Source organism: Buttiauxella massiliensis (assembly GCF_902500225.1).
Classification (GTDB): Bacteria; Pseudomonadota; Gammaproteobacteria; order Enterobacterales; family Enterobacteriaceae; genus Buttiauxella; species Buttiauxella massiliensis.
Window position 1 is genome coordinate 99,089 of record NZ_LR722649.1, and the last position, 17,107, is coordinate 116,195.

A 17,107-nucleotide genomic window follows, 5' to 3' on the forward strand; every position below is an offset into this window, starting at 1 on the left:
TTTACTCACTTGCCGCCTTGCTGCGATACGAAATCTATTGGGGATTGAGTTAAGATGCCTGCCAACAGGTCTTCAAAAGGCAAAATCCCGGCCACTAACATCTCTTTCTGCGCTTTAGTTAGCTGCTTGATGCGATACTCCAGGCGCAACGCGCTTGAGCGATCGCCCACCAGATGGCTAAAGGCCAATGTTAACTCACCTTTCCCCCGCAATGCTTTCGCACCTTTACCTGCTTGATGCTGAGAGAAACGGCGCTCAACATCGGTAGTAATGCCCGTATATAAACGGTTATCGAGGGTGCGGACTAAATAGAGATACCAGGGGGACATAGGTCGGGCGCATAATTGATGTTTTCCGCAGAATATCACTCTTCAGGTTGCACATGGAAACTCTCAATGCCATTAGTCGTTGGCTGAACAAACAGCATGTACTGACTTACTGCGCAGGCAGTAATGGTGATTTATGGTGCGCAAATGCGTTCTACTTATTTGATGAACAACGCGTCGCTTTCTACCTGTTAAGCGAAACGCATACCCGCCATGGTGAGTTGATTGGTCAACAAGCCAACGTGGCCGGAACGGTTAATGGGCAGCCCAAAACCGTGGCGTTAATTCGTGGCGTACAGTTTCGCGGTGAAATCACGCTGGTTGCAGAGCAAGAAGCCGACAGCCTACGTGCTCGTTACTGCAAGCGCTTCCCAGTAGCGCGAGTGATGAAGGCGCCGGTGTGGGAAATTCGCCTTGATGAAATAAAAATGACCGACAACACGCTCGGTTTTGGTAAAAAGCTCCACTGGCTGCGAGATGACACTAAACTTGGTTAATAAGCTACAGGAGATCTTATGAACCGGGTTTTGATTACGGGGGCCACAGGCCTTGTTGGTGGGCACTTACTGCGCATGCTAATCAATGAGCCACAAATCAGTCATATCGTTGCTGCAACACGGCGCCCCTTGCCTGCAATGAGTAAAGTCACCAATCCCTACGATCCTCAGTTGAGTGATGCACTCACACAATTAAGCGAGCCGATTGATACAGTCTTTTGTTGCCTTGGTACCACCATGAAAGAAGCGGGCAGCAAAGAAGCTTTTGTGCTGGCGGATTACACGCTGGTGGTGGACACCGCAATCACCGGGCTGCGTCTGGGTGCTAAACAGATGCTGGTGGTTAGCGCCATTGGCGCAAATAGCAAATCGCCATTCTTTTATAACCGGGTAAAAGGTGAGATGGAAGAGGCATTGATAGCGCAACAGTGGCCGCGTCTGACGATTGCTCGTCCATCCATGCTGCTTGGCCATCGGGAATCACAACGCTTAAATGAGTCGCTGTTTGCACCTTTGTTCAAAATCATGCCTGGGAAGTGGAAGTCCATTGAAGCAAGGGATGTGGCGAAAGCAATGCTGCATGAGGCGCTTAAACCTGCAGGCGAGGGTGTGAATATTCTGGACTCAAGTCAGTTACGTGAAATAGCAAAAGCCCCATAAGGGGCTCTATCGCAAATGATGTACGACCTGGTTGCTGCTGCCGCGCCAGACCAGCGCTGGGTCTTTCAAATCCTGAACGAACTTGCCATCTATTAGCACGTTAATTAAATCAACCACTTCGCGCTGAGCTTCGGTTAATTCATCAAGCGTGTAACCCGTCCAAATCCAGATATCTTTGCCAGGGCATTCCGCCCGCACTCGCTGCACCAGCTTCAGCACATCCGCGATGTTTTGCGGATGAAGCGGATCGCCGCCCGAAAGCGACAGACCCTGGCGGCGAATACGAGTGTCATTCAGATCGGCAATAATCCGGTCTTCCATTTCCTGGGTGAACGGCATACCTGAATTTAACCGCCAGGTGCTTTTGTTATAGCAGCCTGGGCATTCATGTACGCAGCCGGAAACGAACAGCGTGCAGCGTGTTCCCGGCCCGTTAACAATGTCTACCGGATAGTATTGATGCACATTCATTTTCGCTTTGCTCTGACGTTAATTGCTTTGCGAAGAATCTAACTGCCCGTTACCCAAATGCTTCACGCGGCGCTTCACTTCTTCCTGCTTGCCAGCGTTAAACGGACGTGCATCCGGGCTACCGAGATAACCACAAACACGGCGTGTTACCGATACACGAGCGGCATCGTGGTTGCCACATTTCGGGCAGGTAAAGCCTTTGCTGGTGCATTCAAACTCACCGGTAAAGCCACACTCATAGCACTCATCAATTGGTGTATTGGTGCCGTAATACGGAACGTGCTTGTAGCTGTAATCCCACACATCTTCCAGTGCTTGCAGGTTATGCTGGATGTTCGGGTATTCGCCGTAACAGATGAAACCACCGTTTGCCACCGGCGGGTACGGCGCTTCAAAGTCGATTTTGTCGTACGGGTTAACTTTCTTCTCAACATCCAGGTGGAAGCTGTTGGTGTAGTAACCTTTGTCGGTCACGCCTGGAACCACGCCAAACTCAGCGGTATCAAGACGGCAGAAGCGGTCACACAGGTTTTCACTTGGTGTGCTGTACAGGCTGAAACCGTAGCCAGTCTCTTCTTTCCAACTGTCGGTTGCCTGGCGCAGGCGTTCCACAATCGCTACAGCTTTCGCGCGTAATTCTTCGCTGTCGTAAACGTGCTGGTTACCAAACAGGGCATTCACCGTTTCGTGGATGCCGATGTAACCCAGAGAAATCGACGCGCGGCCATTTTTGAAGATCTCAGAAACGTCGTCGTCTGCTTTCAGACGCACACCGCAAGCCCCTTCCATATATAGGATCGGTGCAACACGCGCTTTCACACCTTCCAGACGAGCGATACGCGTCATCAGAGCTTTATAAGCAAGTTCCAGGCGCTCATCGAGCAGCGTCCAGAAGGTAGCTTCATCACCTTTTGCTTCCAGCGCAATACGTGGCAGGTTCAGGCTGATAACGCCGATGTTGTTACGACCATCATGAATCTGCTCACCGTTTTCTTCGTACACACCCAGGAAACTGCGACAACCCATTGGCGTTTTGAACGAGCCAGTGACTTTAACGACCTGGTCGTAATTCAGAATGTCCGGATACATGCGTTTGCTGGCACATTCCAGAGCGAGCTGTTTGATGTCGTAGTTCGCATCGTCAGCCTTGTGGTTCAGGCCATCTTTAATGGCGAAAACCAGTTTCGGGAACACCGCAGTTTTACGGTTTTTACCCAGACCCGCGATGCGATTACGCAGAATAGAGGTCTGAATCAGGCGTGATTCCCAGCTAGTTCCCAGACCGAAACCGAAGGTCACGAATGGCGTTTGGCCATTAGCGGTATGGAGCGTGTTCACTTCATATTCCAGCGACTGGAAAGCGTCGTAGCACTCTTTTTCAGTGCGTGAAAGCGCATAACCTTTAGCGTCCGGGATCTGCCATTCTTCGGCGGTTTTGCGGTGTTTCTCAAAGCTTTCTGTAACAAATGGCGCCAGCACTTCATCAATACGGTTAATAGTGGTGCCGCCATAAATGTGGCTGGCAACCTGGGCAATGATTTGTGCGGTAACCGCTGTTGCTGTTGAGATAGATTTTGGCGGCTCAATTTCCGCATTACCCATTTTAAAGCCGTGCGTCAGCATGCCTTTAAGATCGATAAGCATGCAGTTAAACATCGGGAAGAACGGCGAGTAATCCAGATCGTGGTAGTGAATATCACCACGTTCATGCGCCAGAACCACATCACGCGGTAACAGGTGCTGTGAGGCGTAGTGTTTAGCCACAATACCGGCTAACAAGTCGCGCTGAGTCGGGATAACTTTGCTGTCTTTATTGGCATTTTCATTGAGCAAAGCGGAGTTGGTTTGTTCTACCAGACCCCGAATTTCCTGGTTCAGGCGGCCACGCTTCTCACGTTCAATATCGCGGTCGTGGCGATATTCGATGTAAGCGCGTGCAAGTTGCTTGTAGTCACCGGCCATTAATTGGTTTTCGACGGCGGTCTGGATTTCACCAATATCAACCTGGTTACGACCTTCCATCTGCGCACGGACAATATCTGCTACGGTGGCGCAATAGTCTGCGTCATCGACTCCCGCTGCTTTAGCTGCACGAAGAATAGCTTCTTTTATGCGCTCTGAAGTGAAAGGTACTTTGCACCCGTCTCTTTTCATCACATGCGGTGTCATGGTTTCTCCATATTTAAAAATGTTATCCACAAAGGATTAGAATTGCCTACGGGCTGTAATTGCTCGGGCTGTCATAGGCTTTCTGTTTTCTGGCCTACGTTTATCCACAGATAATCCCCAGAATCATCTGTGGAACATGTTGTTATAATAGTCGATAACTACAACATGTTGGGGCGGGGTGCATTTTAAGGTCTATATGTAGTGATTTGCATCAAAGATGTTTGCGGTTTTATTGATGCAGAACAAAGTAAATCAGGCGTAGCAGGAAGGATGGGCGGTGAGGGAAAATCTTTAAATTTGAAGGAGGAGATCTCCCTCAAATATGAGGGAGAAATCGGGTAAGGATTAACCTTGCAACCAATAGACAGCCTCGAATGGCCGTAAACTTATCTCGCCAGGTTTACCTACAGCATCAGAATAGTTGCTCATCAGTACATCCCAGTCACCTTCGAAGGCTTCCGGCATCCACCACTGGTTTTCACGGCTGAGATTGGCTGCGACAATCAATGTTTGCCCTTGCCACTCGCGGCGATAACACCATAAATACGGGTGCTCCGGCAGCAAATCCTGATAACTACCCCAGGTGAAAACAGGGTTTGCTTTGCGCAATTTAATCAGTTGCTGGTAGGCGTAAAACACCGAATCCGGGTCATCCACTGCTGTTTTAGCATTGATGGTTTGATAGTTATCGCAAAGGTTAATCCACGGTGTTCCCTGGGTGAAACCTGCGTTTTCGCCATCGTCCCACTGCATCGGTGTGCGGCTGTTATCGCGTGATTTGCTGGCAAGAATAGCCAGCAGATTATCGCTATCCCGGCCTTGCGCACGCAGTTCGGCGTACATGTTGTGGCTTTCCACATCGCGATAATCAACGATGCGTTTAAAGTGTGGATTGGTCATCCCCAGCTCTTCGCCCTGGTAAATATATGGCGTGCCTTGCATACCGTGCAGCACCATGCCCAGCATTTTTGCTGCCGGAACGCGCAGTTCGCCTTCATCACCAAAGCGCGACACAATGCGCGGCTGGTCGTGGTTACACCAGAACAGGGCATTCCACGCCACGTTGTGCATACCTTGCTGCCAGTGGCTGAAAATAGCTTTCAGTGCCACATAATCTGGAGCCGCCAGCGCCCATTTTTGCCCGTTGGGATAATCCACTTTCAGGTGATGGAAGTTGAAAGTCATCGACAGTTCATCGCTGTTAAGCGCCGCGTATTGCTGGCAATTATCAAGCGTGGTTGACGACATTTCGCCAACCGTCATCAGCTCGCGTGGCACAAACACATCGCGGCTCAACTCTTGCAGATATTCGTGAATGCGCGGCCCGTCGGTGTAGAAACGACGCCCGTCACCGCCTTCAATATCGTCCGGGAAATCCTGATCTTTCGACACCAGATTGATCACATCAAGACGCAAACCGTCTACGCCGCGATCGGCCCAGAACTCACAAATCTTCTTCAGTTCAGAACGAACCTGTGGGTTTTCCCAGTTCAGATCCGCCTGCTCTGGCGCAAACAGATGCAGATAATACTGGCCGCTTTCCGCATGCCAGCGCCAGGCGTTGCCGCCGAATTTAGAGCGCCAGTTGTTTGGCAACACATCCGGCGTGCCGTCGCGCCAGATATAAAATTCGCGGTATGGGCTCTCTTTATTGAGCGCTTCGTGGAACCAGGCGTGCTGAGTGGACGTATGGTTAAACACCATATCCAGAATGATGCGGATGCCGCGGTCATGCGCTTCAGCGACAAGCTTGTCGAAATCATCCAGGGTGCCGTAAGTCGGATCAATCGCGCAGTAGTTGGCAACGTCATAGCCATTATCAATCTGCGGAGAGATATAAAAAGGGGTCAGCCAAATGGCGTCAACGCCCAGCAGTTTGAGGTAATCGAGGCGTTTGATGACACCAATCAGATCGCCAGTGCCGCTGCCGGTCGTGTCCTGAAAACTCTTCGGGTAGATTTGGTAGATGACGCCATGTTGCCACCAGGGAGTTGTATTCATAAATCATTCCTAAACGCCCGTCATACTTCGAGCCGCAGCTGTGTTGGCTGCTCTCGTTCACCCCAGTCACTTACTCTAGTAAGCTCCTGGGGATTCACTCCTTTGCCGCCTTGCTGCAACTCGAATTATTTAGGGCATATTTTGAAAACCAAATTATAAAAAACTAAACCACTAACAACGTGCCCTGACGATGTTTGCGCTTATACATCACGCTGGTCAGTATGATTGGAACCACCACCGCAATCAGAATCGCCAGGGAATATACTTCCCAATAACGCGGCTGGATGGACAAAATACCCGGCAAGCCGCCGACGCCAATCCCGTTCGCCATCACCCCGCTCAAGCCACACAACAAGCCTGCGATACCTGATCCAATCATCGCGCACAGCATCGGGAAGCGGTATTTCAGGTTAATGCCATACATTGCCGGTTCGGTCACGCCGAGGAAGGCGGAAATCGCTGCCGGAACGGAAATCTCACGTTCGTTATGCTTACGGCTGCAAATAATGATGCCGACAACAGCAGATGCCTGAGCAATGTTAGACAGCGCAATCAGCGGCCACACTGGCGTTCCGCCCATGCTCTGAATCATCTGCATATCGATGGCGAGCGTCGTCTGGTGGACACCGGTAATCACCAGCGGTGCGTACAGGAAGCCAAACAGCGCGGCACCAACTGGCGCAAAACTTCCCGTCATCAAATGGCGAACCGCAAAGGCCACGCCATCACCAATCCAGCGGCCAAACGGGCCGATAAACGCGTGAGCCAGGAATACCGCCAGAATCAGCGAACACACAGGCACTATTACAAGATAGAGGTAATCTGGAACAATGCGTTTCAGACGCGTCTCAATAAAGCCCAAAGCCAGGCCGGCTAACAACGCTGGAATCACCTGTGCCTGGTAGCCGACTTTCTCGATAGTGAACCAGCCAAAGTTCCACACTTCTGGAATTTTGCTACCTAATTCATAGGCATTCATCAGCTGTGGTGATACCAGCGTGACGCCGAGCACAATCCCAAGGATAGGCGTTCCACCCATTTTCCGCACAGCTGACCAGCAAATACCGACTGGCAGATAGAAGAAAATTGCCTCGCCAATCAACCATAAGAAGTCGTAGATCGATTGCAGGGAAGGGTGCATTTGCGCGAGCGTAAGCCCGTTGCTCATTGGCAAATCGCCAATCACATTACGGAACCCGAGGATCAAACCACCGCTGATCAACGCCGGTAATAAAGGGAAGAAGATCTCTGCAAAGTGGGAAATAAGCTGTTCGTGCCATTTCATGTTCTGACGCGCAGCAAGTTTCGCTTGTTCTTTATCTGCGGTGCTGTGCCCTGTGGCGGCGATCAATGCCTGGTAGTAATCGCCCACTTCCGGACCAATCACCACCTGGAACTGCCCGGCGTTGGTAAAGCAGCCTTTAACCATCGGCAGCTCTTCAATCTCTTTCGGTTTCGCAATTGCGGTGTTGTTCAATACAAAGCGTAAGCGGGTGATGCAGTGACTGACGGTAGCAATGTTTTCACGCCCGCCGACCAGTTCTATCAGCTTATCGATATCCTGTTGTTTCACTTTGGCCATGATGAGGTTCCAGAGTAAGGAGAGAGTTTTTATCTGCCGCAAGGTTATCTTTTAATCTTCCCAACGAAAATGGGAACGTTCCCGAAATCCAGCGACGATCACAATAAACCGTCATCGTGGTGATTTACTGGAGAGTGCTGGGGATAACGATCTGGCGCAGATCGCGTGCTTGTGTGACTTGCCCGATCAACTGCAATACCGCCTGGCGGCCTGCTTCCGCATAGCCGGGATCGACGGTAATAATCTCCGGATGCAGGAACTTCATTAGAGGCGTATTACCGACGCTCGCCAGTTGCAGCGTGTTGCTCTGGTGTTCCTGCAAATATTTGCTGGCACCCAGAGCGAGGGTATCGGTGGCGCATAACAGGGCGGTGGTCTCCGGCAGCAAAACTTCGGCGACGTGTTCGTAACCCTGTTTCATCGCCAGCCCCGGCAGGGCTACATTTGGCGCCAACTGATGTTGTTTGCAGAAGGCGAGATAGGCTTCATGGCGGCGTAAACCGGTGGTCACATCGCTATGCGGTACGCCGAGGAAACTGATCTGGCGATGGCCTTGCTCATAAAGACGCGACATTAAGGTATTGATTGCCCCTTCGTCGTCATAACAAACCGAGGCAAATCCTTTGGCATCGCGCGCCATCAGCACCAGCGTCGATTGCCACGGGGCGAGCATCTTTTCATTGATACCGGTAAAACCGAACAGGATCACGCCGTCGATATTGCGCCGCTTGAGCATGCCGAGGTGTTCTTCCACCAGGTCCGGGTCGAACTGGCTTTCCATCATGATCGGGTCGTAACCCTGCTCGTAAAGCGCAGGCAGCATGGTTTGTACAGCAAGATTTTCCGATAACGAATCCAGACGCGTCACAATAATGGCGACGACTTTATCGCTCTGGCCCCGCATGGCACGCGCCGAACGGGAAGGAGAAAACCCTTCCTGCTGCATCACCGCTTCCACGCGTTCTCGCGTACGGGCACTGACACCGCTTTCATTATTCAGAACACGCGAAACGGTGGATTTACCGACACCGCTTAAACGGGCGATATCTTTTATCGTGAGGCGGCTTTGCATAACAATCCTTATTCCCGGCAATCAATTGCTCATTAGAGTACGGCGGCGAAACAATATCACAAGGGAAAAAATTCTGGTTTACGTTAGATTGATGTTTCGTAGCGTAGAATGCCCGCGACTAATGTGATGACTTTTCTTTTAACCGGAGGCGACATGGAACCTGATCCCAGTCCAGACCCTGTAATGACAGGAATAATCCGGTAAAAAACCCTTCTCAATAAGAAGTGGCAGCCTTACCGGATAGCGTAAGGCAGCGGCTTCAATCGTCCTTTTCGATTTGTCCCTGCTGATGAAAAAATTTGATCTGTAAGGTCGGCTGAGCCGCGCCTGCATGTCACCAGGCTCCATATTATGTGGGGCCGAGGGACTCTTTTATGCTGTTAAAAAATCTCACCCGGCAGTTGTTCGCACAACTGGGCCGTCACCTGCCTCGTCGCTTGATCCAGCGCGACCTGATGCCCGATGACAATACTGTTGCTCACGCACAAGAAGTTCCGGCTTCATTGAGCGAATCCTGCCTGAAATATGCACAAGCATCCGAAGATCAACTGTATCGTGATTTCCAGAGCAACCCGGAAGGGCTGAACGCGCGTGAAGTTGAAAACGCGCTCGAACGCCTCGGCCCGAACCAAATCCCGGCGCAAAAACCGTCGCCGTGGTGGGTTCATTTGTGGCTGTGCTATCGCAACCCGTTCAACATCTTGCTGACAATCCTCGGCATTGTTTCCTATTCCACCGAAGACCTGTTTGCCGCAGGCGTCATTGCGCTGATGGTGGTGATCGCCACCTTGCTTAATTTTGTGCAGGAAGCGCGCTCTACTAAGGCGGCGGACACGCTCAAAGCGATGGTCAGCAACACAGCCACCGTGCTGCGCGTGGTGAATGAAAACGGTGAAAACGAGTTTGTCGAAATCCCGCTCGACCAACTGGTGCCGGGGGATATCGTCAAACTGGCGGCGGGCGACATGATCCCAGCGGATTTGCGCGTCATTCAGGCTCGCGATCTCTTCGTCGGCCAGGCATCGCTAACTGGTGAATCGTTGCCGGTTGAAAAGGTGGCAGTCAGCCGCGATATGTCGCACAACAACCCGCTGGAATGCGACACTCTGTGTTTTATGGGCACCAACGTAGTGAGCGGCACGGCGCTCGCAATGATCATTTCCACCGGCGGCAACACCTGGTTTGGGCAACTGGCCGGGCGCGTCACCCAGCAAGAAAGCGAGCCGAACGCGTTCCAGAAAGGCATCAGCCGTGTGAGCTGGGTGCTGATCCGCTTCATGCTGGTCATGACGCCAATCGTGCTGCTGATTAACGGCTTTACCAAAGGCGACTGGTGGGAAGCGGCGCTGTTCTCACTCTCCGTTGCCGTCGGTTTGACGCCTGAAATGCTGCCGATGATTGTTACTTCAACGCTGGCTCGCGGGGCGGTAAAACTCTCGAAACAGAAAGTGATCGTCAAACACCTCGACGCGATTCAGAACTTCGGCGCGATGGACATTCTGTGCACCGATAAAACCGGCACGCTGACGCAAGATCGTATCGTTCTGGAAACTCACACCGACATTCTTGGCGCGGTGAGTAACCACGTTCTGCACACCGCCTGGCTCAACAGCCATTATCAGACCGGGCTGAAAAACCTGCTTGATGTCGCGGTGCTGGAAGGGGTTGATGAGGATCATGCGCGTAACGCAGCCACACGCTGGCAAAAAGTGGACGAGATCCCGTTCGACTTTGAACGCCGCCGTATGTCGGTGGTGGTTTCTGAGCAGCCGGATGTGCACCAGTTGATCTGCAAAGGCGCGCTGCAGGAGATCCTCAACGTCTGCACGCAAGTGCGTTATGGCGATGAAATCGTGCCGCTAAGCGAATCCATGTTGGCGCGTATTCGCCGCGTGACCGACGATCTGAATCGCCAGGGTTTGCGTGTGGTGGCGGTGGCGACCAAATTCCTGCCGGCGCGCTGTGAAGATTATGGCCGCGTGGATGAATCCGACCTGATCCTCGAAGGCTACATCGCGTTCCTCGATCCACCGAAAGAAACAACCGCACCTGCATTGAAAGCACTCAAAGCCAGTGGCATTGCCGTTAAGATCCTGACCGGGGATAGCGAGCTGGTAGCGGCGAAAGTGTGCCGTGAAGTGGGGCTGGATGTTGGAGACCTGGTTATCGGTAGCGATATCGAAAACATGGCCGACGAAGAGCTGGCGGCGCTGGCGTTGCGTACCACGCTGTTTGCCCGCCTGACGCCCATGCATAAAGAACGCATCGTGCGCCTGCTGCGCGGCGAAGGCCATGTAGTTGGATTTATGGGCGATGGCATTAACGATGCGCCAGCTCTGCGTGCGGCAGACATTGGTATCTCGGTGGATGGAGCGGTCGATATTGCGCGTGAAGCCGCAGATATCATCTTGCTGGAAAAGAGCCTGATGGTGCTGGAACAGGGCGTAATTGAAGGGCGCAGAACTTTCGCCAACATGCTGAAATACATCAAAATGACTGCCAGTTCTAACTTCGGTAACGTGTTCAGCGTACTGGTGGCGAGCGCCTTCCTGCCGTTCTTGCCGATGTTGCCGTTGCACTTACTGATTCAGAACCTGCTGTACGATGTCTCACAAGTTGCGATTCCATTCGATAACGTTGATGACGAGCAAATCAAGAAACCGCAGCGCTGGAACCCGGCAGATTTAGGGCGCTTTATGGTGTTCTTCGGGCCAATCAGCTCCATTTTCGATATTCTGACGTTCTGCGTGATGTGGTGGGTGTTCAAGGCAAACGTGCCAGAAGCGCAAACCTTGTTCCAGACTGGCTGGTTTGTAGTGGGTCTGCTATCACAAACATTGATTGTGCATATGATTCGTACTCGTCGCATCCCGTTCATTCAGAGCCGTGCCGCCTGGCCGTTGATGATCATGACGCTGGTGGTGATGGTAGTTGGCATCAGCCTGCCGTTCACTCCGCTGGCAAGCTACCTGCAACTTCAGGCGCTGCCGCTGAGCTACTTCCCATGGCTGATTGCGATCCTCGCCGGATACATGACGCTGACTCAGTGCGTAAAAGGTTTCTATAGTCGCCGGTACGGCTGGCAATAATCTTAATATTGGCGGGATGTGATCTACATCCCGTCAGTTCCCTCCATAACCTTGATGAATATTTCCGCACGTGTTACCAGATTGTTTTTGCTTTTTTCTGGCCCGTCATTGTTAAAGGAATATTCATGTTTAAATCAATACGTTTGAGCCTGCTGGCAGGTTGCATCGCTGCAACTTGCCCGGCCTGGGCCGCACCAGCTGGTGATTTGCCACTGATGCCCTGGCCGCAGGAAGTTAACCGTCCGGCAGCGGAAGGCATGCTGCAAATTGATAACGCCGTTTCCATTAAAATCAGCGGCGACAAACTCCCCGGTGCAACCGATCGCTGGCGTCAGAGAATTTCCCAGCAAACGGGCTGGCAGCTCCAGCCCGCTCAGGCAAATCCCGCTAAACCGACTATTGATATCCAAATCAAAAAAGCTGTTGATCCTTTACCTCAACTTAACAGCGATGAAAGCTACGAATTAAGCGTCACTGCAGACGGCGTGAAGCTCACGGCCAACACGCGATTTGGCGCGATGCGCGGCATGGAAACGTTGCTCCAGCTGATTCAAAACGGCCCGGAAAACACGGCTATTGCGTTTGTCGCCATCAAAGACCAGCCTCGCTTCCCGTGGCGTGGATTGTTAATCGACTCCGCCCGCCACTTCATGCCAATCAAAGATATTCTGCGTCAGTTAGATGGCATGGCCGCCGCCAAAATGAACGTGCTGCACTGGCATTTAACCGACGATCAGGGCTGGCGCTTTGCTTCCACTGCGTATCCAAAATTGCAGCAGTTGGCGAGCGACGGTGATTTTTACACCCAGGCGCAGATGAAAGAAGTGGTGCGCTACGCGACTTCGCTTGGCATTCGAGTGGTGCCAGAAATGGACTTGCCAGGACACGCATCGGCGATTGCGGTGGCTTATCCTGAACTGATGAGCGCGCCGGGGCCATATCAAATGGAGCGCCATTGGGGCGTGCTAAAACCGCTGCTCAACCCAACCAAAGACGCGGCGTATAAATTTGTCGATACCATGATTGGCGAGCTGACGGCGATTTTCCCGGACGGCTATTTGCACATCGGCGGCGATGAAGTTGATGATGAACACTGGCAAAATTTGCAAGAAATCCAGGCGTTTATGAAGCAGAACAATTTGGCGGATACCCACGCATTGCAGACGTACTTCAACCAGCGCCTGGAGAAGATCCTCGAAAAACATCACCGTCACATGATGGGCTGGGATGAGATCTATCACCCGGATCTGCCGAAAAGTATTTTGATCCAATCATGGCAGGGACAGGATGCGCTGGGGAGCGTCGCTGCGAACGGGTACAAAGGCATTCTCTCCACCGGCTTCTATCTGGATCAGCCGCAGTCCACCGCTTACCACTATCGCAACGAGATCCTGCCGCAGGGCCTGAACGGCATCGACAAAATTACCGAAGCTGACAGCGCCCAAAGTTGGTTCTTCAATATGCCGCGCCTGAAAGGCAGTGCAGTGGAAGGCAGTTTCACTCTGGTGAGCAGCCAAACGGCATGGCGTGGCTTTATCGACTTTAAAGGTAAATCCCGCCGCGCGGTACGCGATATTAAATGGTTGAGCCCAACCCAGGTGACGTTCACCGTCGATACCTGGATGGGAGAAACACGCCCGGTATTAACGCTCGATAAAGACAAATTGAGCGGATATATGCTGGTGGGCAATGTGCGTTACCCTGCAACTGGCCAGAAATTAGATGACGTGCCTGATGGCATACAGCCGGTGGTGCCAACCCCTGAGCAGATGAGTAATATCCTCGGTGGCGAGGCGGCTCTGTGGGCTGAAAACGTGGCATCTCCATTACTGGATATCAAGCTGTGGCCGCGTGCCTTTGCGGTCGCTGAACGTTTGTGGTCCGCCGAAGATGTGAAAGATATCGATAATATGTATCAGCGTTTGCAGGCGATAGATGCGTGGTCAACCGTTTCAGTTGGCCTACAGCAGCACGCTGCTGCAGCTCTACAAATGACGCGCCTTGCGGGCACGGCAGAAATTATGCCGTTGCAGATTCTCGCTCAGGCGGTTGAACCGGCGCAGTACTACACGCGCCAGCATCTGAAATTCCAGGCGGGTAATTACCATCATTTCGAGCCGCTAAACCGCTTTGCTGATGCACTAGGCGCAGAAAGCAACCAGGTGCGTGCGCTCGATATGTGGGCTGATAAACTGGTGGCCGACCCGGAAGACAGTAACAGTGCTGAGTCGCTGCGCCATACCTTTGCACGTTGGCAAAGTAATACGCCAGATGTGCTGGAGTTAATCAACGGTAATTATCAGCTTAAGGCGTTAAAACCGGTGGCTGAAAATGTCGATAAGCTGGCGGGAATAGGGCTGCGTTTAACGGATTTGGTCGCTAAACAGGGAACGTTGAGCGCTGATGAAGTTCAGGGGATTCAAAAACAGCTCGATGAAGCGGCGCAAACGCAGGATGAAGTGGTGATTGCGGCGGTGTATCCATTGCAGAAATTGTTGCGGGCGAGTGTGAAGTAGGCTGTACAGAAGAGCCATCCGACAAAACAAAAGGCCGCGAAAGCGGCCTTAAATTCAATCGTTAGCGGCGAATGGCAATCGCTTCGATCTCAATCTTCACATCTTTAGGCAGACGAGCTACTTCCACGCAAGAACGCGCTGGGAAAGTCGCTTTGTGCTCATTAAAGAAAGCTTCGTAGGTTGCGTTTACGGTCGCAAAGTCATTCAAATTTTTTACGAAAACAGTCGTTTTAACGATATCGCCCACTTTCAGGCCCGCGGCTTCAACAATCGCCTGCACGTTTTCCAGAGACTGGCGCGCTTGTGCTGCCACGTCTTCCGGTACGGTGCCTGTTTTTGGGTCAACCGGGATCTGGCCAGAAGTGATAATCATGCTGCCAAGATCGACACCCTGAACATATGGGCCGATTGCTGCTGGGGCGTTTTCGGTGCTGATGGTACGAGAAGACATTTTCATTCCTTATGAGAAGTGATAAAGCTCCCGTCCATTATAGGGACGAGAGCTTTAGCGGCAATGATTAATCTGCCAGCACAACGTAATGTGAGAACTCCTTCTCACAATATTTGCATTTGAGACTGATGTTCTCGTCGCGTTTTTTCACTGCGAACGAAGAGTGAACCGGTTCGCTGCGGCTGATGCAGTTGGTATTAGGGCAAACCAACACTCTATCAATGCGTGAAGGCAGGCTCGGTTTGCTCTTACCGACCACTTCATATTCATCGATACGGTTAACCGTTGCATGTGGTGCATACAGCGCCAGTTGGTTAACTTGCTCATCCGTCAGGAAAGTGTTTTCGATTTTAATCAGGTCTTTGCGACCCTGCTCTTTTGAAGGCAAGTTCAGGCCGATGGTGATGCGCTGGTCGGTTTCAGTTAACTGGAAAAGAGTCAGTAACTTAAAGCCCACCTGTGCAGGAATATGATCGATAACGGTACCGCGTTTAATCGCTTCAACTTGTAATTTGTTGTCGTGTGTCATCTTAATCTTCCTCTCACTCAAACCAGTTCAGGTTGCAAAACTAACGCCAGCAGAGCCTGGCGGGCATAAATACCGTTGCCTGCCTGCTGGAAATACCAGGCGTGCGGAGTTTTATCGACATCTGTAGTGATTTCATCAACGCGTGGCAGCGGGTGTAGCACTTTCATGTTCTCGCGGGCATCGGCAAGGTCTGCTGCACGCAGGACAAACTGCGCCTTCACGTTGGCGTATTCAGACGGGTCCAGGCGCTCTTTCTGTACGCGAGTCATGTACAGAATATCCAGCTCGCCTACAACGTCGTCAATAGCTTCATGGCAGCTCCAGACGATGCCTTTTTCATCCAGCATATCGAGAATGTATTTCGGCATTGCCAGCGCGTTTGGCGCGATAAAGTAGAAGCGGTTACCTTCAAATTTCGCCAGAGCTTGTGCCAGAGAGTGCACGGTGCGGCCATATTTCAGGTCACCGACCATGGCGATATTCAGGTTTTCCAGACGACCCTGCGTTTCCTGGATGGTGAACAGATCCAGCAGCGTTTGTGTTGGGTGTTGGTTGGCACCATCACCTGCGTTCAACACCGGTACATTGCCTGAGAACTCCGTTGCCAGGCGTGCAGCACCTTCTTGCGGATGGCGCATTACGATTGCATCAACATAGGTGCTGATAACTGAAATAGTATCGGCCAGTGTCTCGCCTTTCTTACCCAGCGAGGTATTGCTGCTGTCGGAGAAGCCGACAACCGATGCACCCAGGCGGTGAATCGCGGTCTCAAAAGAGAGACGAGTACGCGTTGAAGCCTCAAAGAAACAGCTGGCCACAACGATATGTTTCAACAGTTCAGGTTGCGGATTAGCTTTCAGTTTTGCCGCCGTAGACAACACCAGTTCAAGTTCTTCACGACTGAGATCGTTTATGGAAATGATATGTTTTTGATATAGGGGGTTAGCCATGTTTATCTCCTGTTCTCGGGCGTCGGGCAAAAAAAAAGCCCCTCAATGAGGGGCCTTTGGAATTGATTGCTGCAACGGAGAAAAAAACAGGTTAGCGCCGTCTTTTAGACGACGTGGTGTGGCAATTTTTTGAACACACTGGACCATGCTTCCTCCGGCAAATTGTGGCGCATTATACGCATGTGGGAGGACACTTCAAGGGATAAATTCACATATTTTGGTCATTAGCAATCGGTTGCTGTGAATATTTATCCGACTCTAATGTAATCCAAGGGTTTGCATAACTCGCCGATGGACCTGTGCGGTTTTTTGTACCTCGCGTGGTGCAATCCATACAATGCTGCTGCCCGCTACTACGCCTAAAATTTCTGGCACGGCACGATAATCGAGAATTCTTGCTATGGCCCGCCCGTATCCATGAACGGCATGAATCATGACAAACTCAGCATTATGCTCGACGCTAATTACCATCTCCGCTATTGAACGTGCTGCATCCGGTGCGGGTTGAGATTGCGGATTTAATGCATAAATTTTCTGACCTTTGGCGTTACGTATTTTGATAACGCCAAGCAATTTCAGCAGACGGGACACCGTAGACTGACTAATGTTTTCAAATCCGTGGAGCTGCATATCGCGGCGCAGTTCTTCTTGCGATTGATAGCTTTTATGGACAATGAGTCTTTGGCAGAGTGTTAGCTGATTATGATCCTTCTCCGAGGGGGCGTGGGATACGCTCATTGCATTCACCATTCCTTGATTTATCAGGCGACTAATTTACGCCGCTTATAAATTTA

Annotated in this window: 14 protein-coding genes; 4 read left to right on the forward strand and 10 right to left on the reverse strand. The window is 51.6% G+C overall.

The features are described from left to right. Positions 1 to 5: 5 nt before the first annotated feature. Entirely contained in the window at positions 6 to 329 is a 324-nt protein-coding gene (locus GC128_RS02785) for a GIY-YIG nuclease family protein (protein ID WP_151993001.1), read from the reverse strand. Between the two features lie 53 nt (positions 330 to 382). Here GC128_RS02785 and GC128_RS02790 point away from each other — a divergent pair, with 53 nt between their 5' ends. Together GC128_RS02790 and GC128_RS02795 are read left to right on the forward strand one after the other, a co-directional pair. Further along, positions 383 to 823, forward strand: a complete 441-nt coding sequence (locus GC128_RS02790; protein ID WP_151993002.1) for a YhbP family protein — start codon at positions 383 to 385, stop codon at positions 821 to 823. Positions 824 to 841: 18 nt separating this feature from the next. Next, a complete protein-coding gene (locus tag GC128_RS02795) occupies positions 842 to 1,483 on the forward strand; it encodes an NAD(P)H-binding protein (RefSeq protein ID WP_151993003.1) in 642 nt (213 codons plus the stop codon). A gap of 6 nt (positions 1,484 to 1,489) precedes the next feature. Here the strand turns inward: GC128_RS02795 and nrdG are convergent, their stop codons facing one another. The 5 genes from nrdG to treR all read right to left on the reverse strand — a co-directional run bounded on the left by nrdG (position 1,490) and on the right by treR (position 8,778). Beyond that, positions 1,490 to 1,954, reverse strand: coding sequence for an anaerobic ribonucleoside-triphosphate reductase-activating protein (nrdG, locus tag GC128_RS02800; protein ID WP_151993004.1), 465 nt, complete (start codon positions 1,952 to 1,954; stop codon positions 1,490 to 1,492). Between the two features lie 18 nt (positions 1,955 to 1,972). Then, entirely contained in the window at positions 1,973 to 4,123 is a 2,151-nt protein-coding gene (nrdD, locus tag GC128_RS02805) for an anaerobic ribonucleoside-triphosphate reductase (RefSeq protein ID WP_151993005.1), read from the reverse strand. Positions 4,124 to 4,468: 345 nt separating this feature from the next. Further along, positions 4,469 to 6,124 (reverse strand): alpha,alpha-phosphotrehalase, encoded by a 1,656-nt coding sequence (treC, locus tag GC128_RS02810; RefSeq protein WP_151993006.1) that lies wholly within the window; start codon positions 6,122 to 6,124, stop codon positions 4,469 to 4,471. Positions 6,125 to 6,287: 163 nt separating this feature from the next. Continuing rightward, complete coding sequence (gene treB, locus GC128_RS02815) at positions 6,288 to 7,706, reverse strand: PTS trehalose transporter subunit IIBC (RefSeq protein WP_151993007.1); 1,419 nt, start codon at positions 7,704 to 7,706, stop codon at positions 6,288 to 6,290. Positions 7,707 to 7,830: 124 nt separating this feature from the next. Then, positions 7,831 to 8,778 (reverse strand): trehalose operon repressor TreR, encoded by a 948-nt coding sequence (gene treR / locus GC128_RS02820; protein WP_151993008.1) that lies wholly within the window; start codon positions 8,776 to 8,778, stop codon positions 7,831 to 7,833. 374 nt (positions 8,779 to 9,152) lie between these two features. Here treR and mgtA point away from each other — a divergent pair, with 374 nt between their 5' ends. Then, the gene (gene mgtA, locus GC128_RS02825) at positions 9,153 to 11,867 is read left to right on the forward strand and encodes a magnesium-translocating P-type ATPase (protein ID WP_193216214.1); all 2,715 of its coding nucleotides are present in this window, start codon (positions 9,153 to 9,155) and stop codon (positions 11,865 to 11,867) included. 125 nt (positions 11,868 to 11,992) lie between these two features. Beyond that, a complete protein-coding gene (locus tag GC128_RS02830) occupies positions 11,993 to 14,383 on the forward strand; it encodes a beta-N-acetylhexosaminidase (protein WP_151993009.1) in 2,391 nt (796 codons plus the stop codon). 61 nt (positions 14,384 to 14,444) lie between these two features. On the opposite strand, the gene ridA is transcribed toward GC128_RS02830, so the two are convergent. The 4 genes from ridA to GC128_RS02850 form a co-directional block, all read right to left on the reverse strand. Then, on the reverse strand, positions 14,445 to 14,834 hold the full coding sequence (gene ridA / locus GC128_RS02835) for a 2-iminobutanoate/2-iminopropanoate deaminase (protein ID WP_151993010.1): 390 nt from the start codon (positions 14,832 to 14,834) through the stop codon (positions 14,445 to 14,447). 67 nt (positions 14,835 to 14,901) lie between these two features. Beyond that, entirely contained in the window at positions 14,902 to 15,363 is a 462-nt protein-coding gene (gene pyrI / locus GC128_RS02840; RefSeq protein WP_151993011.1) for an aspartate carbamoyltransferase regulatory subunit, read from the reverse strand. Positions 15,364 to 15,380: 17 nt separating this feature from the next. Beyond that, positions 15,381 to 16,313: an aspartate carbamoyltransferase gene (gene pyrB / locus GC128_RS02845; protein WP_064560964.1), complete on the reverse strand. Its 933-nt coding sequence runs from the start codon at positions 16,311 to 16,313 to the stop codon at positions 15,381 to 15,383. 258 nt (positions 16,314 to 16,571) lie between these two features. Beyond that, a complete protein-coding gene (locus tag GC128_RS02850) occupies positions 16,572 to 17,051 on the reverse strand; it encodes an arginine repressor (RefSeq protein ID WP_226811972.1) in 480 nt (159 codons plus the stop codon). Positions 17,052 to 17,107 lie beyond the last annotated feature (56 nt).